Annotated in this window: 19 protein-coding genes and 2 other RNA genes; 5 read left to right on the forward strand and 16 right to left on the reverse strand. The window is 65.4% G+C overall.

What is annotated here, in order from left to right; genetic code table 11:
* Positions 1–143: 143 nt before the first annotated feature.
* Positions 144–2,684 carry a TonB-dependent receptor gene (locus QRM60_RS00805; RefSeq protein ID WP_285445388.1) on the reverse strand — a complete coding sequence of 847 codons (2,541 nt, stop codon included), beginning with the start codon at positions 2,682–2,684 and terminating at the stop codon, positions 144–146.
* 239 nt (positions 2,685–2,923) lie between these two features.
* Between QRM60_RS00805 and QRM60_RS00810 the strand changes: the two genes are divergently transcribed.
* A non-coding RNA gene (locus QRM60_RS00810) (sX9 sRNA) lies at positions 2,924–2,996 on the forward strand.
* A gap of 189 nt (positions 2,997–3,185) precedes the next feature.
* On the opposite strand, the gene QRM60_RS00815 is transcribed toward QRM60_RS00810, so the two are convergent.
* From QRM60_RS00815 to rlmE, 7 genes are all read right to left on the reverse strand, one after another.
* Positions 3,186–3,680 carry a CinA family protein gene (locus QRM60_RS00815; protein WP_016945236.1) on the reverse strand — a complete coding sequence of 165 codons (495 nt, stop codon included), beginning with the start codon at positions 3,678–3,680 and terminating at the stop codon, positions 3,186–3,188.
* A gap of 405 nt (positions 3,681–4,085) precedes the next feature.
* Positions 4,086–5,405: a ribosome rescue GTPase HflX gene (gene hflX, locus QRM60_RS00820; protein ID WP_014507487.1), complete on the reverse strand. Its 1,320-nt coding sequence runs from the start codon at positions 5,403–5,405 to the stop codon at positions 4,086–4,088.
* Positions 5,406–5,416: 11 nt separating this feature from the next.
* A complete protein-coding gene (hfq, locus tag QRM60_RS00825) occupies positions 5,417–5,695 on the reverse strand; it encodes an RNA chaperone Hfq (protein ID WP_011036893.1) in 279 nt (92 codons plus the stop codon).
* A 76-nt stretch (positions 5,696–5,771) separates the two neighbouring features.
* Complete coding sequence (miaA, locus tag QRM60_RS00830) at positions 5,772–6,755, reverse strand: tRNA (adenosine(37)-N6)-dimethylallyltransferase MiaA (RefSeq protein WP_115555838.1); 984 nt, start codon at positions 6,753–6,755, stop codon at positions 5,772–5,774.
* Complete coding sequence (gene folP / locus QRM60_RS00835) at positions 6,755–7,657, reverse strand: dihydropteroate synthase (RefSeq protein WP_161962653.1); 903 nt, start codon at positions 7,655–7,657, stop codon at positions 6,755–6,757. The genes miaA and folP overlap by 1 nt, the downstream gene beginning before the upstream one ends.
* A 306-nt stretch (positions 7,658–7,963) precedes the next feature.
* Positions 7,964–9,904 carry an ATP-dependent zinc metalloprotease FtsH gene (gene ftsH, locus QRM60_RS00840; RefSeq protein WP_016945233.1) on the reverse strand — a complete coding sequence of 647 codons (1,941 nt, stop codon included), beginning with the start codon at positions 9,902–9,904 and terminating at the stop codon, positions 7,964–7,966.
* 61 nt (positions 9,905–9,965) lie between these two features.
* Entirely contained in the window at positions 9,966–10,598 is a 633-nt protein-coding gene (gene rlmE / locus QRM60_RS00845; RefSeq protein ID WP_012438562.1) for a 23S rRNA (uridine(2552)-2'-O)-methyltransferase RlmE, read from the reverse strand.
* Between the two features lie 65 nt (positions 10,599–10,663).
* Here rlmE and yhbY point away from each other — a divergent pair, with 65 nt between their 5' ends.
* Together yhbY and QRM60_RS00855 are read left to right on the forward strand one after the other, a co-directional pair.
* Positions 10,664–10,969, forward strand: coding sequence for a ribosome assembly RNA-binding protein YhbY (gene yhbY / locus QRM60_RS00850; protein WP_011036888.1), 306 nt, complete (start codon positions 10,664–10,666; stop codon positions 10,967–10,969).
* A 16-nt stretch (positions 10,970–10,985) separates the two neighbouring features.
* A complete protein-coding gene (locus QRM60_RS00855; protein WP_285445389.1) occupies positions 10,986–11,360 on the forward strand; it encodes an Mth938-like domain-containing protein in 375 nt (124 codons plus the stop codon).
* A gap of 206 nt (positions 11,361–11,566) precedes the next feature.
* On the opposite strand, the gene QRM60_RS00860 is transcribed toward QRM60_RS00855, so the two are convergent.
* Genes QRM60_RS00860 through surE form a run of 4 tightly spaced genes read right to left on the reverse strand, consistent with a single transcriptional unit; the run spans position 11,567 to position 14,432 of the window.
* Positions 11,567–12,349, reverse strand: coding sequence for a peptidoglycan DD-metalloendopeptidase family protein (locus QRM60_RS00860; protein WP_042598898.1), 783 nt, complete (start codon positions 12,347–12,349; stop codon positions 11,567–11,569).
* The gene (locus QRM60_RS00865) at positions 12,346–12,960 is read right to left on the reverse strand and encodes a YqaA family protein (RefSeq protein WP_115555835.1); all 615 of its coding nucleotides are present in this window, start codon (positions 12,958–12,960) and stop codon (positions 12,346–12,348) included. The genes QRM60_RS00860 and QRM60_RS00865 overlap by 4 nt, the downstream gene beginning before the upstream one ends.
* An 18-nt stretch (positions 12,961–12,978) precedes the next feature.
* Positions 12,979–13,656, reverse strand: coding sequence for a protein-L-isoaspartate(D-aspartate) O-methyltransferase (locus QRM60_RS00870; RefSeq protein WP_011036884.1), 678 nt, complete (start codon positions 13,654–13,656; stop codon positions 12,979–12,981).
* Positions 13,653–14,432, reverse strand: coding sequence for a 5'/3'-nucleotidase SurE (gene surE, locus QRM60_RS00875; protein WP_119959804.1), 780 nt, complete (start codon positions 14,430–14,432; stop codon positions 13,653–13,655). Before surE ends, QRM60_RS00870 begins: the two co-directional genes overlap by 4 nt.
* A gap of 99 nt (positions 14,433–14,531) precedes the next feature.
* On the opposite strand from surE, the gene QRM60_RS00880 reads away from it, so the two are divergent.
* Together QRM60_RS00880 and QRM60_RS00885 are read left to right on the forward strand one after the other, a co-directional pair.
* Positions 14,532–15,071 carry a Smr/MutS family protein gene (locus tag QRM60_RS00880; protein ID WP_161962652.1) on the forward strand — a complete coding sequence of 180 codons (540 nt, stop codon included), beginning with the start codon at positions 14,532–14,534 and terminating at the stop codon, positions 15,069–15,071.
* 60 nt (positions 15,072–15,131) lie between these two features.
* Positions 15,132–15,207, forward strand: a non-coding RNA gene (locus tag QRM60_RS00885) — sX9 sRNA.
* Between the two features lie 116 nt (positions 15,208–15,323).
* Here the strand turns inward: QRM60_RS00885 and truD are convergent.
* The 4 genes from truD to ftsB all read right to left on the reverse strand — a co-directional run bounded on the left by truD (position 15,324) and on the right by ftsB (position 18,179).
* Positions 15,324–16,427 carry a tRNA pseudouridine(13) synthase TruD gene (gene truD / locus QRM60_RS00890; protein WP_115555833.1) on the reverse strand — a complete coding sequence of 368 codons (1,104 nt, stop codon included), beginning with the start codon at positions 16,425–16,427 and terminating at the stop codon, positions 15,324–15,326.
* Between the two features lie 95 nt (positions 16,428–16,522).
* Positions 16,523–17,014, reverse strand: coding sequence for a 2-C-methyl-D-erythritol 2,4-cyclodiphosphate synthase (gene ispF, locus QRM60_RS00895; protein WP_115555832.1), 492 nt, complete (start codon positions 17,012–17,014; stop codon positions 16,523–16,525).
* A gap of 5 nt (positions 17,015–17,019) precedes the next feature.
* Positions 17,020–17,817, reverse strand: coding sequence for a 2-C-methyl-D-erythritol 4-phosphate cytidylyltransferase (gene ispD / locus QRM60_RS00900; protein ID WP_285445390.1), 798 nt, complete (start codon positions 17,815–17,817; stop codon positions 17,020–17,022).
* Complete coding sequence (ftsB, locus tag QRM60_RS00905; protein ID WP_011036878.1) at positions 17,814–18,179, reverse strand: cell division protein FtsB; 366 nt, start codon at positions 18,177–18,179, stop codon at positions 17,814–17,816. Before ftsB ends, ispD begins: the two co-directional genes overlap by 4 nt.
* Between the last annotated feature and the right edge of the window lies 1 nt (position 18,180).

Below are 18,180 nucleotides of genomic sequence, written 5' to 3' on the forward strand. Positions count from 1 at the left end.
TCATGCACACGGGAACGATGTACGTTTGTAGCCGATCCGCCCGCATCTGTCGCCTGCGCAGCTGAAGCAGACGCCGCATCCAGGCCTTGGATTACCCAGGCCATGCAGCGCGGAAGCGCGCGCAGGCGGGCGCTGCACCTATCTCAGTAACGCAAGCGCAGCGTCATGCCGAAGGTGCGCGGCGCACCCAAAAATGCATTCCACGAGCCGGCCTGCAGCGGCGCATCGATGGCCACCTGCCGATAGGTCACATTGCCAAGGTTCTCGGCCCAGGCTTCCAGTTGCCAGCGTTTATCGCTGGCGCCGATGCCCAATCGCGCGTTGACGATGGTGTAGGACGGCTGCAGCTTCTGCGGATCCAGGTCGGTGCCGACGTTGTAATCGGAGCTGTACTTGGCGCCCAGATTGGCGCGACCGATCAGCTGGCTGCCGATAGCGTGTTCGTAGCTCAGCGCGAGGTTGCCGGACCAGCGCGGCGCAAAACTCGTACGGCTGCCGGGCAGCAATGCCAGGTCTGCATCGGGCAGGCGGTCCTGACCGTAGGCGGTATCCGTATAGCTGAGGCCACCTTGCAGCATCAGGCCGGGCAACCCGGTCTGCCACAGCACTTCCGCGTCCACGCCTTGCGAGATCACTGTCGGAATGGCGCGCACCACGAAGCTGGTGCCCAGAAAATTATTGAGCTGGAAGTCGCTGAAATCCTGGTAGAACAACGCGGCGTTCAGTAGCAGGTTGCCACCCAACCACGTGGTTTTGGCGCCAAGCTCGTAACTGTCGACGAACTCGCCCGGGAAGGCGGTGTCGTCCACCGGCACGATGCCTTGCACGCCACTGGACAAACCATCGGCAGATTGCACGCGGTCCAGATTGAAGCCGCCGGCCTTGTAGCCGCGCGCCGCCGACACATACGTCATCAGCGCGTCGTTCCAGCGATACGCCAGCTTGGCAGTGCCGGACCATTCGCGCTCGGTGAGTTGTTGTTGGGTCCTGCGGCCGTCATGCGCCACATTGCTCCACGGCAGGCAGGTAAAGCCCACCACTTGCGGAGCGATGCTCGGCACGGCTGCTGCCGGTACGCCACGCGCAGTCAGCGCCGCACCAATGCGTCGCGCCGCAGCCGGATCCAGCTGCCCGTTCGCAGCGAAGTAGCTCGCGCAGGCCGGGCTGCCATCCGGGTTCTCGAACGAGGAAGCCAGCGCCTTGTGTTCGTGGGTGTAGCGCAGCCCCACCACCACATCCAGCGCATCGGTGGCGTGCCAGGTGTTGTTGGTGAACACCGCAACGCTCCGGCCATCCTGGCGGAAGCGGTCCTGGCTGCCCTGGCCGCGAAACAGCGAACCGGTGGGCAAGCCGGTGGCATCGGCGAGAAAGCGCGGTGCATCTGCACGTGCGGCCAGCGCAGGGTTGATGCGTCCCAGCAGCGCCGTGGAGAGGTACGGCTCGTAGGCCGTTCCAAAGCGGTACGACTCGTTGCGATGCACGGTTTCATCGGCGTAGAACGCACCCACCATCCAGTCCAGCTGCTCACTGGAACCGGCCAGCCGCAGCTCCTGGCTGAAGGTTCTGAACCCGGTGAGCATTTCATCCTGCTGCGGTGCGCGGTACAGCACGTCTGCGGCACTGAAATCGAAATCCAGGCCGTTGACCGAGGTCCAGTCACGTAACGCGGTGATCGACGTCAGCACCGGCGCGCCCAGCCAGGGCGTGGTCCAGTCCACCTGCGCCGACACCCCACGGTCGCGAATGTCCTGCGCGGTGCTGCGATTGCTGTAGGCCAGCCGCCGGGATGGATCCGCCTGCCCGATGATGCCCTGCCCGCCCGGCGTTAGTGCGTTGAGGATCGCGGCGGTCGGCCCACGCTCGGTGGTGACGGTGACACAGCAGTTCTCGTCGCGATTGGTGGCATCGGCGGCGATATTGATGGCCAGATCATGCGACGGCTCCCACAGCAGCTGGATGCGGCCGGTCTCCAGATTCTGGTCGCCGTCGTCGGTCGCCGTGCGCGGGCCGGCACCAGTCACGACATTTTCAAACCCGTCGCGGCGGCGTTTGGCGGCATAGACGCGCAGCGCGCTGGTTTCTCCCACTGCATCGTTGAATGCCGCAGCCAGACCGAACGCTCCGTAGTTGCCGGCCGTCAGTTCCGCTTCCGCACTGCGCGTGAAGCTGGGGCGGCGCGTCACCACATTGATGACGCCGGCCGAGGTGTTCTTGCCGAATACAGTGCCCTGTGGACCCTTCAGCACCTCGATGCGTTCCAGCTCGCCGAGGTCCGAGAACCCCACACCGTTACGCGCACGCGGCACCCCGTCGATCACCACGCCCACCGAAGATTCCAGGCCTGCGTTGTCGCCCACCGTGCCGATGCCGCGGATACGTGCAGTGGTTTGCGCGGCGCTTTGGGTACTGGTGACGATCAATCCCGGCACCAGCACCTGCAAATCCTTGATGTCGTGGACGCCGTTGTCCAGCAGCAGTTGCTCGGGCAGCACCGAAACGATGATCGGCACGTCCTGCAATGCTTCTTCGCGCTTCTGCGCAGTGACCGTCAAGGCGGCCAAGGTCGCCGGTTCCGTGCGCTCGGCAGGCGCGTCACTCTGCGCTTGTGCGTACAGCCAGGGCGCGTGCGTCGCTACGAAGATGGCAAGCGCAAGCTTGCCACCGCGTCGATGGTCGATATGCATTGGGTTCCCCGGCGGTGAGACGCTGCGACTGCATCATGCGGCGACGGCCGCGAGATGTGTCGCAAGCGACGCTACCGTTCGCGCATCTACCCAGCGGGCGCATGACCGAATCCATCGCTCGCGCGACGAACGCCAGGCGACTCCGTGCTCGCTTGTGTGAGCACGGCCGCGGTTTACAGCAGCCATCAACACGACTGCGCGGCCGCCAGGGGAGCGCGGCCGGCGCTCGGAATTCTCGTTTGCAGCCGTACACTCCGGATCCTCTGCGCCGTCCGAGCTCGCCTGCCAATTGCTTGCTACGTTTTGTCAGCCACTCTTAGATCGGTCGTGACCTCGCAGGATGCGGTACTGCCGCTGCTTACATGCAACGCGAACGGCCTCTCGCGCTGAGGCGCGGCCTTACAACTACCGGGTATTCGACACTTCAGGGATGACGGCGCCGCAGCGCGTGCCTGCAGCACCCACAAAGCAGCGCGCCGTGCAGCAGTGTGCATGCGCGTGCTAAAGCAGGGCGCTCAGGCCACGTAGCGCAGCGGCCACCGTCTGCCGACGTACCGCGTCGCGGTCGCCGCTGAAATGGAACAACTGCGCAGTGGCGTAGCCGCCGCGCCGCTTCCAGCCGATCCAGACCGTCCCGACTGGCTTGTCGTCGCTTCCGCCACCGGGCCCGGCAATGCCCGTCACCGCGACGGCGATGCTGGCACCGGAATTGACCAGCGCGCCGGAAACCATCTCGATCACCGTCTCGCGACTCACCGCACCATGTACTTCCAGCGTCTGCGGCCGCACACCAAGCAAGGCCTGTTTGGCCTCGTAGCTGTAGGCGGCCATGCCGCACTCGAACCAGTGCGAGGAGCCGGCCACGTCGGTCACCGCCTTGGCAATCCAGCCGCCGGTGCAGCTCTCGGCGGTGACCAGGCGCTCGCGCGCGGCAAGCAACTGCTGCCCCAACACCTCGGACAGCTGCTGCAATTCGGAATCGGTGGACATGGACATGGGCACGGCGTGTGGGGAATCGACGTTTTAGCCCAATTCATCGCCAATGTCTGCGGTGAGACCAGCACAGGACAGGTTACTGGGCGGCCGCGGTTCAGTGGCTACATGGGCAGCGCGTCGCCACTGCCCCGACGCGGGCTGCACCAGAAAAGAATAGCCACCGCGTCAACCGACCAAGCTGGCCGTCTGCTAGCCGCAGACACGCCTATAGCTCTTTGCGAGATTCTCGGCCGCGTGTGCGATGCGCATTGCGGGGCCGCAGGCGACCACAGGAAGGTGGATCTGCCGCTAACAGACTCCATCGGTCGCCAGCATGCAGTACACGCGCGTTACGCGATGCCGCGGGAGCAACGGATGACATGCAATGCCGGAGCGGCCGCATTGCAGCGGCCGCACCGCCATGCATCAGGTCTCCCAGTCCTCACGGCGATCCGGCAACAACGCGCGCAGCGGTGCACCGTCTTCGCCGGCGGCAAGACGTTCGGCTTCGACATAGGGCAAGTCGACTTCCAGCAACCAGCCCTCCTCGTCCACCTGCTCGCTACGGATCACTTCCAGCTGATGCAGCCTGGAGCGCAGACGACCGGCAGAGGCCGGCAAGCGAAGCGAACCGGTGATGTGCCGCAGGTCCAGCCGATGGCCCAACGCACGCTGCAGTTCTTCCAGGCCACGTCCATCACGCGCAGAAATCCAGACGCGCTCGCGGCGTGCCTGGTCGGGGATGCCGTCCTGCGCGTCATGGCGCACCTCGGCGCCCTCGATCTTGTCGATCTTGTTGAACACCAGCAGCTGCGGCAGATCGCCTGCACCGACGGCCTGCAAGACCTCATCGACCTGATGGATACGTTCTTCGCGCAACGGGTCCGCCGCATCGACGATATGCAACAGCAGATCCGCATCGCGCGCTTCGGACAAGGTCGACCGGAATGCAGCCACCAGTTCGTGCGGCAGATCCCGCACGAAGCCCACCGTGTCGGCCAGCACCGCGCTGCCGCCTGGCAAGGCAATGCGCCGCACCGTGGGGTCGAGCGTGGCGAACAGCTGGTCGGCCGCGTAGGCATCGGCGCCGGTCAACGCATTGAACAGCGTGGACTTGCCGGCATTGGTGTAGCCCACCAGCGCAATCCGCGGCAATTCGCTGCGCATGCGCGCACGACGCATCTGGGTACGCTGCACTTCGACTTTTTCCAGCCGCTTCTGCAACTGTTCCACACGCTTCTGCAGCAGGCGGCGGTCGGTTTCCAGCTGGGTTTCGCCTGGGCCGCGCAGACCGATCGCACCGCCGCGCTGACGTTCCAAGTGAGTCCAGCCGCGCACCAGGCGCGTGGCCATGTGGCGCAGCTGCGCCAGTTCCACCTGCAACTTGCCTTCGTGGCTGCGCGCGCGTTGCGCGAAGATATCCAGGATGAGCCCGGTGCGGTCGATCACGCGCCGCTCCAGATACCGCTCGAGATTGCGCTCCTGGCCAGGCGACAAGGTGTGGTTGACCAGCACCAGATCCGCGCCGGTGGCCTCGGCCGCAGCCTTGACCTCTTCCAGCTTGCCGCTGCCGATCAGTGTCGACGGGCTGGGTTTATCGATGCGCGCGGTGAGCGTGGCCGCTACCGTGGCGCCCGCCGACTTGGCAAGCTCGGCGAACTCCTCCAGCACATCCTCTTCGGCAGGCCCACCGGAGTGGGTCTGAATCAACAACGCGTGTTCACCCTTGCGTGAGCGATCAAACACGCGCTACTCCATCATTGCTCGACGTCGTCATCTTCCGCCTGGTTGTTTTCATTGGATTGCACATAGCCGCCACCCGGGCCCACGCGCACGTTGCGCGCCGGAACAACGGTGGAAATGGCGTGCTTGTAGACCATCTGGCTCACGGTATTGCGCAGCAGTACCACGAACTGGTCGAACGATTCGATCGTACCCTGCAACTTGATGCCGTTGACCAGATACACAGAGACCGGCACCCGCTCGCGACGCAGCGCGTTAAGGAATGGATCCTGTAGAGATTGCCCCTTGGCCATCGAAAAATCCTCTTCATTATTGTTCTTATGATTCCGGTCGACCCTGCTTTCCCCAGCCGGTCCCGGAAACGGGATGTTACACGGCTGAAGGCTGCTGCATAGTGCGCTGTTGGCCGAGGAAGCCGGCAACGGCCTGTTCCAATTGACCGCGATCACGCTCCGGGTCGAACCAGCGTGCGTCGAGCTCGCCACGCAGCCAGGTCAGCTGCCGCTTGGCCAGCTGCCGGGTGGCCTGCACTGCCTTGTCGCGGAACTCGGCCAGGCTGCCGGCCCCATCCAGATACTCCCAGGCCTGCCGGTAGCCCACTGCCCGCACCGCCGGCAAATCCAGTGGTGCCGCCACCGCGCGCATCTGCGGCAACGCGCGCAGCTGCTCGACCTCGGTCAGGAAGCCGTCCACCAACATCGCGTCCAGGCGCATGGCAATGCGTGCATGCAGCACCGCGCGTTGCCGGGGCGCGAGCACCAGTTTGAGCACCCGCACCGGCGCACGTGGGCCCGCCGGTCGCGTCTGCCAGTAGCTGATCGGCTTGCCGCTGATGCGGTAGACCTCCAGCGCACGCTGGATGCGTTGCGGGTCGGTGGCATGGATGCGCGCGGCAGCAACCGGATCAATCCGTGCCAGTTGCGCATGCAGTGCCCCCCACCCCACCTGCTCGGCTTCGGCAGCGATCGCCAGCCGCACCGCGGGGTCGGCTTCGGGCATCTGCGCCAGCCCCTCCAATGCCGCACGGAAATACAGCCCCGTCCCGCCCGCCAGGATCGGAATCTTGCCGCGCGCTACGATCTGCGCCATGGCGGTGCGCGCGTCTGCGGCAAATTCCGCCGCCGAATAAACCTGCCACGGATCGCGCAGGTCGAGCAGATGGTGGGGAACGGCCGCACGCATCGCCGCGTCCGGCTTGGCCGCACCGATGTCCAGCCCGCGGTAGACCAGCGCGGAGTCGACACTGACGATCTCGCCGCCCCAGCGCTGCGCTGCCTCGATCGCCAGTGCCGTCTTGCCGCTGGCGGTCGGGCCCATCACGGCGATCGCCAGCGGGCGCTGGTCGGCTGCCATCAGTCCTCGTCCGGCCAGCGAATCGTCGGCGCCGCAGGTGCTGCCACGCGCGGGGTGGGAATTGCAGCCACCGCACGCCATACCTTCAATGCATCCACGGTCGCCGCCACGTCATGCACGCGCAGCAGTTGCGCGCCCTGCTGGGCGGCGATCAGATGCGCGGCCACCGAGCCATGCACGCGGTCGGCCGCAACCTGACGACCGGTCAATTCACCGATCGTGCGCTTGCGCGAGAATCCCGCCAGCACCGGCAGGCCAAATTCCTGCAGCCGCTGCAGTTGCGCCAGCACGGTGAGGTTGTGCACGGTGCTCTTGTCGAAGCCGAATCCGGGGTCAAGGATCAGCCGCCGCTTGTCGATGCCGGCCATTTCCGCAGCAAAAATGCGCTCGGCCAGAAAGCGATGCACCTCGGCCACCACATCGTCGTAATGCGGCTCGGCCTGCATCGCGTGCGGTGCGCTCAGCGCATGCATCAGCACCACCGGCACTGCGAGTTCCGCAGCGGCCTCCAGCGCGCCCGGCGACCGCAACGCGTGTACATCGTTGATCATGCCCGCGCCCGCGGCGACTGCGGCGCGCATGACCTCGGGCTTGTAGGTGTCCACGCTGATCGGCACAGCGGTCTGCGCGCTCAGGGCCTGGATCACCGGGATCACCCGCTGCAGTTCCTCTTCCAGCGATACCGCACTGGCGCCAGGCCGGGTGGATTCACCGCCCACATCCAGCACCGCCGCACTTTCTGCGACCAGTCGCAGCCCATGGGCCACCGCCGCGTCCACCGTCGTGTGCTGACCGCCATCGGAGAACGAGTCCGGCGTGACATTGACGATGCCCATCACCTGCGGGCCATCCAGGCGCAGGAGGCGGCCGGCGCAGTTCAATTGCGGTGTGGTGTCGAACATCGGCAATTCTCGATCAGGAAGAAGGATCCGCATGCGCACTTGGCATGCAGCCGTGCGCGCATTTCGCTGCGCAGCATCTTGTCGCGGAACGCGGACGCGTGGTTGAGACAGCGGCGACCTCAGCCCCGCTTACTTGGCGTGGGGCGGGCATTGTCGCGCAGCGCATCGGCCTCTGCACATCATCCCTGCACTCGCCGTCGGTGGCGCAGGAGCCACTGACATTGGACCGGCAATTCAATCCACACAATGCAACAAGGCCAGGATCGCTCCTGGCCTTGCGCGTTTCATCCAGCTGTCCACCAGGCGTTATAGCTGCTCGGCAGGACCTGCGATCGGCGGCAACGGACGCGGGCTACCCTTGTCGTTGTTGTTGCCACCGTCCTTGTCGGACTTGCCCCAGCCAGCTGGCGGCGGCGGGTCGCGGCCTTCCATGATGGCGTCGATCTGCGGCACGTCGATGGTTTCGTACTGCAGAAGCAGCTGCGACATCGCATGCAGCTTGTCCAGATTCTCCGTGAGGATGGTCTTGGTCTTGCTGTACGCCTTGTCCAGGATCGACCGCACCACTTCGTCGATCTTGCGTGCGGTCTCATCCGAGACGTTCTTGTGCTGGGTCACCGAACGGCCCAGGAACACCTCGTCCTCTTCCTCGCCGTAGGCCACCGGGCCGAGTTCGTCAGACAGGCCCCACTTGGTGACCATGTTGCGGGCCATCTTGGTGGCGCGCTCGATGTCGTTGGACGCACCGGTGGTGACCTTGTCGCCACCGAAGATCAATTCTTCGGCAACGCGGCCGCCATACAGCGAGCACAGCTGCGATTCGATCGCCACGCGATTCATCGAGTAGCGGTCACCTTCCGGCAGGTACATCGTCACGCCCAGGGCGCGACCACGCGGAATGATCGTGACCTTGTAGACCGGGTCATGCTCAGGCACCAGGCGGCCGACAATGGCATGACCAGCCTCGTGATATGCAGTCAGGGTCTTCTCGTCCTCGCTCATGGCCATCGAGCGGCGCTCGGCACCCATCAGGATCTTGTCGCGTGCACGGTCGAAGTGGTCCATGCGGACTTCCTTCTCGTTGCCACGTGCGGCAAACAACGCAGCCTCATTGGCCAAGTTGGCTAGATCGGCACCGGAGAAGCCCGGGGTACCACGTGCAATCACCAGCGGCACGACGTCGTCGGCCAGCGGCAGCTTACGCATGTGCACGCGCAAGATCTGCTCACGGCCCTTGACGTCCGGCAGGCCGACCACGACCTGGCGGTCGAAGCGACCCGGACGCAGCAGCGCGGGATCCAGCACGTCGGGGCGGTTGGTCGCAGCAATCACGATCACGCCTTCGCCGCCTTCAAAGCCATCCATCTCGACCAGCAACTGGTTGAGGGTCTGCTCGCGCTCGTCATGACCGCCGCCCAGACCGGCACCGCGATGACGACCCACCGCATCGATTTCGTCGATGAAGATGATGCACGGCGCATGCTTCTTGGCCTGCTCGAACATGTCGCGCACGCGGCTGGCGCCGACGCCCACGAACATTTCGACGAAGTCCGAACCGGAGATGCTGAAGAACGGCACCTTGGCTTCGCCAGCGATCGCCTTGGCGAGCAAGGTCTTACCGGTACCCGGCGGGCCCACCATCAACACGCCGCGCGGAATCTTGCCGCCCAGCTTGGTGAACTTGGTGGGATCGCGCAGGAAGTCGACCAGCTCGCCCACTTCTTCCTTGGCTTCGTCGCAGCCCGCCACGTCGGCGAAGGTGACCTTGACCTGGTCTTCGCCCTGCAGCTTGGCGCGCGACTTGCCGAAGCTCATCGCCCCCTTGGCGCCGCCGCCACCGCCCTGCATCTGGCGCATGATGAACAGCCAGAAGCCGATGATCAGGATGACCGGCAGGAAGTTGAGCACCAGCGACCAGAAGCCCGGCCCGGTGGACGGCTTCTGGCGGGTCATTTCGATGTTCTTGCTGTACAGCACGTCGACCAGCTTGTCGTCGCGCGGACCGTAGACGGTGGCTTCGCTGCCGTCGGTGCGCTTGAAGCGGATCGCGTTGACGGCCAAGTTGGTCTCATCGGTGTAATCCACCGACTTCACCCGGCCCGAATCCACTTCCTTCAGGAACTGGGTATAGGTGATCGAGTCAGGGCCCACTCCGCCGGCCATGCGCGGCGAGAAGCTCTGGAAGACGACCATCAGCACAACCGCGACGACCACCCATAGCAGCAGATTCTTGGTCAAGTCGTTCATCCTCATTGGCTCCGGTGCCCTCTACTCTTCTATTCTTGAAAAAACAATCATCGTAGGCAGCTTACTTGATCTGGGCACGCTTGCCCTGACCAAGCACATAAACTTCCGCGGAGCGCTTTCGCGAGGCCGCCGGCTTGCGAATCGTCACCTTCTCATAGCGGCGGCGAAGCTCACGAATGTAGTCGTCGGACCCTACACCCTGGAACAGCTTGATCAGGAATGCCCCGCCCACCTTGAGGTGGGTGTCGGCAAATTCCATGGCAAGTTCCGCCAGGTGCATCATCCGCGGTTGGTCGACCGCATCCATACCGCTCTTATTGGGGGCCATATCCGACAGAACAAGGTCTACCGGCACATCGCCCAGCATGGCCTCGAACTCCGATAGGACGGCCTGCTCCCTGAAGTCGCCGTGAAGGAACTCCACCCCGGCCAGCGGCGGCATCTCCAGGATGTCCAGCGCCACCACCCGGCCGCTCGCACCCATCGACTTGCGCACTTGCTGAGACCATCCGCCCGGCGCCGCGCCCAGGTCGACCACCACCATGCCGGGCTTGAGCAGGCGGTCGCGCTGCAGCAGCTCTTCCAACTTGTAGGCGGCACGCGAGCGCATGCCTTCGGCCTGGGCCTTTTTGACGAAGGGGTCGGCGAAGTGTTCCTTGAGCCAGCGCTGGCTGCTTTTACTACGGGAAGGCATTGGCAAAGGGGTCCGAACGGGCCGCCATGATACCCTGAACACCCTTTGCTTCCTTTCGATCCTGCATGTCCATCGTTCTAACCTCCGCCCAGAACCGTTTCCTGCGCGGCCAGGCCCATGATCTCAAAGCACTGCTGCAGACCGGCGGCAAGGGCGTCACGCCGGCATTCGTGGCCGAGCTGGAAGACGTGCTCGAACGCCACGAGCTGATCAAGGTGAAGGTGGCAGCGGAAGACCGTGAAACCCGCGACGCGTTGATCGCCGAGATCATCGAACACACTGGCTGCGCGCTGGTGCAGCGCATCGGCCATGTCGCCATCCTGTACCGCCCCAGCAAGGAAAAGCGCCAGATCGTGCTGCCGCGCGGCTGACCCGACGAGTTCTGCCATGCCTTTGAACCAGGAACACCCCGACTACACCTACGCGCTACGCGCAGCCGATGGCCGCCACGCCAAGGTGAACGAGCAGATTCTGCAGCAGAGTTTCATCCTGATGCCCGACGAGCTGGTGGAACACTGGCCCGTCTCCTCGCTTGACCAGCTGCAGCCTGCCCACATGGACGCCGTGCTGGCGTTGAGCCCGGCAGTGATCCTGCTGGGGACCGGCGAGCGCCAGCAGTTTCCGTCTACGGACGTCCTGGCCGCCTGCCTGACCCGCGGCATCGGCCTGGAAGCCATGACCAACGCGGCGGCGGCACGCACCTACAACGTGCTGGCCAGCGAAGGCCGCCGGGTGGCGCTGGCGATGATCGTAGGCGGGTGAGTTGGGGATTCGGGATTCGGGATTCGGGATTCGGGATTCGGGATTCGGGATTCGGGAAAGCCTGCCTAAGCACTCGTCGCTGTCAAGCAAGCCATGCCACTTCGCTGGATGACGCGCCCTTGGTGAAGCGCAGAATTCGCGCCTTACCGTAGTGCCTCAGCCCAAGGCCGGCACGATTCCCGACTCCCCATTCCCGACTCCCAGCTTCACTTCTTGGGCAAATACAGCAGCGGGTCAACCGGCTTGCCGTTGTAGCGGATCTCAAAGTGCAGCATGTCGCGGGCGGCGCCGCTGCGGCCCATCTCGGCGATCTGCTGCCCGGCCTTCACGTTCTGGCCTTCGTTGAGTAGGCGCTTGCGGTTGTGGCCGTAGGCCGACAGCCACTGATCGTTGTGCTTGATGATGATGAGCTCGCCGTAGCCGACCAGGCCGGCGCCGGAATACACCACCACGCCGTCAGCTGCGGCGCGCACGGCTTGCCCGCTGGCACCGGCAATGTCGACGCCTTGCTTAGTGGTCTCGCCGGTGACGAAGGTCCCCACCACCACGCCGTCGGCCGGCCAGCGCCAGCTGAAGCCGCTACTGACCGGGGCCGCAATCGGTGCGGCCGGGCGCGGCGGAACCACGGTGCCGCCACTGGCCACCGGTGCACTTGCACCAGGCTTGCTCGCGCCGGGCGGATACAGCTTGAGCGTCTGCCCGGGGTAGATCGTGTTCGGCGAAGACAGCCCGTTCCAGGCAGCCAGGTCCGGCGCGGTGATATTGGTACGGCGCGAAATCGCATACAGCGTGTCGCCGCGCTGCACGGTCACGGTTGCACCGGGACGCGGCACCGACGGACGCGGCGCTGCACTGGGCCGTGAAGCGCCACCACCACTGCCCGAGTTGGGCGAGCGCACCACTGTCGCACTGCTGCAGGCCGTCAGCCCTGCCGCCACTACCAGCATCACCGCTGTCTTGCGTACCGATTTCATCTGCGCCCTGCTCATCCGTTCGTTGCCTTCCACACCAGCCAGCCGGCCACCATCGCCAGGACCGCCATCGCCACCCAGCCCAGGGGTTCGATCCAGCGGTGCAGCGCCGCTTCCGCACGCGCGCCGCCAAGGCGGATCGCGCCGGCCACCAGGTACACGCGCTTGCCGCGCCCCACCAGCATGCTGGCAATGAACGGCAGGATCGGCACGCCGACCACGCCCGAGGCCCAGGTAAAGATCTTCAAGGGAATGGGCGTAAAGCCCACGATCACCAGCAACCAGAACGCCTTCCACGGCGATTCGGCCACCACCTGCCGCAGGTTCTGCACCTGCTCGTCGATGCGCGCGCTCCAGCCCAGCCACTCGATCAGCGGCTGCAAGGCAGCGAACGCGAAGTGACCAAGTAGATAGCCCACCAGCGCACCGCTGAGCGATCCGATCAGGCTCAGCGTGGCGAACCACAGCGCGCGTCGCGGTTCTGCCAGCGACATCGGCGCCAGCATCACTTCCGGCGGGACCGGAAAGATGAAGCCCTCGACGAAACTGAGGCCGGTCAGCAGCGCTGGTGCGCGGCGGTGGCGGGACCAACGGATGGCCACGTCGTACAACGGCCCGAATATCTTCATCGAGAAACTCTCATGGGTTCAATCCAGCATGCCCGACAACAGCGGGACGAACGTGACCGGCGCCAGAACCTCTTGCGCGATCTCGCCATCGGCGCCGCGCGTCAGCTGCACCAGCGATTGCGACGAGGCGCCACCGACCGGGGCCACCAACCGGCCACCGACCGCCAGCTGATCGACCAAGGCGTCGACCAGCGCCGGCGCGGCCGCGGTGACCACGATCGCATCATAGGGGCCGTGTTCCGGCCAGCCGATCCGGCCATCGTCGTGCTTGCTGCGCACGTTCATGCCCAGATGGCGAAAGCGCTTGCGCGCTTGGCGCAGCAGATCGCCGATGCGCTCGACGGTATAGACCTCCAGGCCCAGTGCCGCCAGGATCGCGCCCTGGTAGCCAGAGCCGGTGCCCACTTCGAGCACTTTCTTCGGCGCCACCTGCAGCACTGCCTCGGTCATGCGCGCGACCACCCATGGCTGGGAAATGGTCTGGCCATGGCCGATCGGCAGCGCGGTGTCTTCATAAGCGCGCGAGGCCAGCGCTTCATCGATGAACAGATGACGCGGCACGGTACGCACGGCGTTGAGCGTGGCTTCGTCCTGGATGCCGGACTCGCGCAAACGCTCGACCAGACGGTCGCGCACCCGCTGCGAGGTCATGCCAATCCCCACCGATTCTGGTTGCAGGCGCAGCCGCGGGGTCATGCCGGCGCGTCCAGCGCAGCGGTCAGGCCGCCGACCCAGCCGGCGACGGTGTCCAGCGCCTGGTAGCGAGTGAGATCGACATGGATCGGCGTGATCGAGATATGCCCGGTGCGCACGGCGTGGAAGTCAGTGCCGGCGCCGGCATCCTGCTCGGGACCGGCCGGGCCAATCCAGTACACGGTACGGCCACGCGGATCGCTCTGCGGCACGCACGGCTCGGACCGATGCCGGTTGCCAAGACGCGTCACTTCGAAACCGAGCACATCCGCCCAGGCCAGATCCGGCACGTTGACGTTGAGGATGGTGTCGGCGGGCAATGGATCGGCCTTCAACCGCGCCACGATTTCCACCGCGGCGCGCGCGGCGGTCTCGAAATGACGGGCTTCGTGATTCTGCGTCACCAGCGAGACCGCCACTGCGGGCAGGCCGAGAAAACGCCCTTCCATCGCAGCAGACACCGTGCCCGAATAGATCACGTCGTCGCCGAGATTGGCGGAATTATTGATGCCCGAGACCACGATATCCGGGTCGTAATCGAGCATGCCGGTGAGCGCCAGATGCACGCAGTCGGTGGGGGTGCCGGCAACCGCGCAGGTCTGTGCGTCGATGCGGCGGGTGCGGATCGGCACATCCAGGGTCAGCGAATTGCTGGCACCAGAGCGATCGCGATCGGGCGCGACTACCATCACTTCATGACCGGCGCGTCGCAGCGCCTCGGCCAGGATCTGGATGCCGGGGGCGTCGACACCGTCGTCGTTGCTAACCAGTACGCGCATGGGACTCCTCGGAAAACCCGGCCATGATACCGGATGCGTCCGTCCGCTTCGCGCTTGATCTTCGCTTGCGCCTGAGGTTGGGCAGGGTACGCTGTGACGATGTCGCATCCTGAAGACGAAGACGACGGCGCGCTGTTCCGTGCAGCCATTGGCGAAGTGAAGCCGATCCGCGCCGTTGCGCCGCCCGCCAACACCAAGCCGCGGCCAAAGCCGCGTGCGCGTATGGCCGAGCGCGACGAAGCCGAGGCGCACAGCGAATTTGCGCGCCTGCTGCGTGATTCTTCGCCGCTGGAAGCTGGTGACACCGCCAGCTACCGGCGCGACACCCTGCCCGCGCGGCTGTTTCAGCGACTCAAACGCGGGCAGTTTTCGGTGCAGGACGAACTGGACCTGCACGGCGCCACTGCCGCACAAGCCGACGCCTTGCTACGCCAGTTCCTGTTGGAGGCGCATGCACACGAGCACGGCTGCGTGCGCATCATCCACGGCAAGGGCCTGCAATCGGACAGTGGCGCACCGGTGCTGAAGAATCTGGTGGACCGTGTGCTACGCCAGCGCAACGATGTGCTGGCCTTCCATTCCGCACCGCCGACGCAAGGCGGAACCGGTGCTCTGCTGGTGTTGTTGGCACGGCGTTAGAGCAGCTATCAAAACGACTGCGCAGCCGCCAGGCGGGCGCGGCCGGTGCTCAAAATCGGTATGTACTGCTCCTGCACACCGGCTCTTCCGCGCCGCCCGCAACCACCTGGCGGCTGCTTACTACGTTTTGATAGCCGCCCTTAGTCGCACCGGTCATGCACCGTAGGAGCGGCCTTGGCCGCGATGCGTTATCGGGAACGCCTCATCGCGGCCAAGGCCGCTCCTACGGGAATGCTAGTGCTGGCGTACCACTCAGCCCTCGGAACGCGACTGCGGTGCAACGCGCGCTGCATCGACGACCTCGCCCAGTTCCCACAACACCGCGGTTGCGTAGCAGCCCGGTGGCAAGGCGAAGGTGAGCTGCAGCGTCTGCGCGTCCAACCAGGCATGTGCCAACGCCTGAGGACGCAGCCGCAACGCGCGGCGCTCCTGCTTGAGGCCGGCCGCTTCCAGGCCCGTGCGCAACGCAAGCGATTGCGGATCCGACAGTGCCGCCTGTTCAATCGCCGCGGCATCAGCGCTGCAGCGTAATTCGCCAGCGCCCCACAACGGGCCGCTGGGATGAATGTCGAAACGTGCAAGACGCTCGGCCAACACATCGCTCCAGGGTTCGGGACCGAACACGCTGCGTGAGCCGTCCAGCATCCAGGCCTCGCCGTCCAGTGGCGCATCCCAATTGCCCTGCTCCACGCGCGCACTCAGCACCTGGTTGAACAGTGCCGAGCGTGCTGCCGACAACAGTAGCGAACGTTGATCGTTGCGCAGGCGACGCTTGGGTGCCGGCGCGAGCGTGCCATCCAGCTGCCGCGTGTAACCGAACATCGCCAATGCCGCGGCGACATTGCCGCCATCGCGGCCGAAGCGCTGCTCGCCAAACCAGTTGGGGATGCCGCGCGCAGCGATCGCGTGCAGGCGCGCATCGATGGCCGCCTGATCGCCCACCACCTCACGCAGCGTCAGCATGAAGCGATTGCCATGCAAGGCGCCGCGCTGCAGCTTGCGGTTGTGCCAGGTGTGCTCCACCACCTGCATGTCGTCATCGTCCAGCGCGCTCAGGTCCGGGGCGATGCGCTTGGGCAGATGCACGCTGAAGCGTTGCGTGGTCACCGCGTGGCGGTCCTTCAGACCCGCGTAGCCAATGCCCATCTCCGCAATGCCGGCCCACTGCGCCAAACGCTTGGCCACGTAAGCAGTGTTCTGGCCACGCTTGCGCACGGTCAGCAGCAGATGCTCGCCTTCACCCGATGCATCGAACGCGGGCAACTCATCAACCTGGAAATCCTCGGCAGTGCTGCGCATTGCCGCAGTGAGCACCGCGGCGCCATGCGCGCGCGGCAAAACGGGTGAATCGCTCATGGGAAAGTCCAGTGAGATGCGACAGGTGATGTACGCATGCTGCCGGCACCGCCGGCGTCACAATGCAATCGCACGCCTCGCGCGTGCGACGCCAGTTAGGCGGCGATCTTGCCGAGCAGCACCGCGGCCTGTGCGGCAATGCCTTCGCTGCGCCCGGTGAATCCCAGTTTCTCGCTGGTGGTCGCCTTGATGCTCACCGCATCCAGTTCGATGGCCAGCAGCCCGGCAATGCGCTCGCGCATCGCCAACGCATGCGGGCCTACCTTGGGCCGCTCGCAGATCACCGTGATGTCGGCATTGCCCACCCGCCAGCCCCGATCACGCAGCAACTGGTCGCAGTGCTGCAGGAACTGCGCACTGTCGGCACCCTTCCAACGCGCATCGGAGGGCGGGAAATGCACGCCGATATCGCCCAGCGCCAAACCACCGAGCATCGCATCGCACAACGCATGCAGCACCACGTCGCCATCGCTGTGTGCCAGCACACCGTGACTGTGCGCCACGCGCACGCCACCCAGCATTAGATGATCGCCCGGGCCGAACGCATGCACGTCGTAACCCTGGCCGATGCGGAAATTGAAGGACATGTTGCTTACACCTCTTCGGAACCGGACGCCGCAGAACGCGCACCGGAAAAAACGGACGTTGCAGCAGAGGACATAGCGCTGCGCTCAGCCTCCCGGCTTGCGCCACCGCGGTCGCGGTTCGCCAGCTCGAATTCAAAACGCGCCAGGTCCGCAGGCGTGGTCACCTTGAAGTTGTCTTCGGCACCTTCCACCAGCAAGGGACGCAAGCCAAGCCGCTCGATCGCCATCGCCTCGTCGGTCACGTCCACGCCGGCAGCCGATGCCTCGGTGAGACCGCGAATCAACTGATGGCGCCGGAACAACTGTGGCGTCAACGCGCGCCACAACCGCTCGCGCGGCTCGGTGCCGTCGATCCCGCCATCGTCGCCTGCGCGTTTGAGCGTATCGCGCACCGGCGCGGCCAAAATGGCACCGACCGGATCGCCGCGGCCGATCTCCAGCAACCGGTCCAGATCGGCCAGCGCCAGGTTGGGCCGGGCCGCATCGTGCACCAGCACAAAGTCATCGGCGCGCACGCCGTCGGGTAACGCCAGCAACCCGGCCAGCACCGACGCCGCACGCGTGGCGCCGCCCACGCAGGTGAGCACGGGCTTGGCGTGCACGGCTGTCCAGCCCGGCCAGTCGGCATCGTCGGGAGCAATCGCCACCACGATCCCGGCCACCGCCGGATGTGCTGCCAGGGCCGCCAAGGTGTAGGCCATCAGCGGCTGGCCCGCCGCGTGCAAATACTGCTTCGGCACCGCACCGCCGAAGCGCGTGCCACGCCCGGCCGCCGGGACGATCGCCCACACCGAGCCGGTCATGGGTGATCTACCGGGTCGGCAGACGCCGCGGGCGGTTGTGCAGGCGGTGCTGCTTCCTGCGCTGCCGGTGGCAACAGCGGCGCATCTTCGACCACGCGATAGAACGTTTCGCCGGGCTTGATCATGCCCAGCTCGCTGCGCGCGCGTTCCTCGATTGCCGCCTCGCCGTCCTTCAAATCCTTGACCTCTGCCGCCAATGCCTGATTGCGTTGGCGCAGGCCTTCATTATCCCGTGTCTGATGGGCAACCTGGGCTTCCAGCATCATCACTTCACCGGAATTCCCAGGCCCGAACCAGAAGCGGTACTGCAGCCACGCCAGCAGTACCGCCAGCACCAGCAGGAGCCAGCGCCAGTTGCGCACG

Origin of the sequence: Xanthomonas sp. fls2-241-TYG-148 (assembly GCF_030208815.1) — a bacterium.
Taxonomy (GTDB): Bacteria; Pseudomonadota; Gammaproteobacteria; order Xanthomonadales; family Xanthomonadaceae; genus Xanthomonas; species Xanthomonas campestris.

What these genes read in the sequence shown, in the direction of transcription:
- QRM60_RS00805 (WP_285445388.1), bottom strand. Translation starts at nt 2,684, where the DNA reads ATGCATATCGACCATCGACGCGGTGGCAAGCTTGCGCTTGCCATCTTC.
- QRM60_RS00815 (WP_016945236.1), bottom strand. Translation starts at nt 3,680, where the DNA reads ATGTCCATGTCCACCGATTCCGAATTGCAGCAGCTGTCCGAGGTGTTG.
- hfq (WP_011036893.1), bottom strand. Translation starts at nt 5,695, where the DNA reads ATGGCCAAGGGGCAATCTCTACAGGATCCATTCCTTAACGCGCTGCGT.
- miaA (WP_115555838.1), bottom strand. Translation starts at nt 6,755, where the DNA reads ATGGCAGCCGACCAGCGCCCGCTGGCGATCGCCGTGATGGGCCCGACC.
- folP (WP_161962653.1), bottom strand. Translation starts at nt 7,657, where the DNA reads ATGTTCGACACCACACCGCAATTGAACTGCGCCGGCCGCCTCCTGCGC.
- ftsH (WP_016945233.1), bottom strand. Translation starts at nt 9,904, where the DNA reads ATGAACGACTTGACCAAGAATCTGCTGCTATGGGTGGTCGTCGCGGTT.
- rlmE (WP_012438562.1), bottom strand. Translation starts at nt 10,598, where the DNA reads ATGCCTTCCCGTAGTAAAAGCAGCCAGCGCTGGCTCAAGGAACACTTC.
- yhbY (WP_011036888.1), top strand. Translation starts at nt 10,664, where the DNA reads ATGTCCATCGTTCTAACCTCCGCCCAGAACCGTTTCCTGCGCGGCCAG.
- QRM60_RS00855 (WP_285445389.1), top strand. Translation starts at nt 10,986, where the DNA reads ATGCCTTTGAACCAGGAACACCCCGACTACACCTACGCGCTACGCGCA.
- QRM60_RS00860 (WP_042598898.1), bottom strand. Translation starts at nt 12,349, where the DNA reads ATGAGCAGGGCGCAGATGAAATCGGTACGCAAGACAGCGGTGATGCTG.
- QRM60_RS00865 (WP_115555835.1), bottom strand. Translation starts at nt 12,960, where the DNA reads ATGAAGATATTCGGGCCGTTGTACGACGTGGCCATCCGTTGGTCCCGC.
- QRM60_RS00870 (WP_011036884.1), bottom strand. Translation starts at nt 13,656, where the DNA reads ATGACCCCGCGGCTGCGCCTGCAACCAGAATCGGTGGGGATTGGCATG.
- surE (WP_119959804.1), bottom strand. Translation starts at nt 14,432, where the DNA reads ATGCGCGTACTGGTTAGCAACGACGACGGTGTCGACGCCCCCGGCATC.
- QRM60_RS00880 (WP_161962652.1), top strand. Translation starts at nt 14,532, where the DNA reads ATGTCGCATCCTGAAGACGAAGACGACGGCGCGCTGTTCCGTGCAGCC.
- truD (WP_115555833.1), bottom strand. Translation starts at nt 16,427, where the DNA reads ATGAGCGATTCACCCGTTTTGCCGCGCGCGCATGGCGCCGCGGTGCTC.
- ispF (WP_115555832.1), bottom strand. Translation starts at nt 17,014, where the DNA reads ATGTCCTTCAATTTCCGCATCGGCCAGGGTTACGACGTGCATGCGTTC.
- ispD (WP_285445390.1), bottom strand. Translation starts at nt 17,817, where the DNA reads ATGACCGGCTCGGTGTGGGCGATCGTCCCGGCGGCCGGGCGTGGCACG.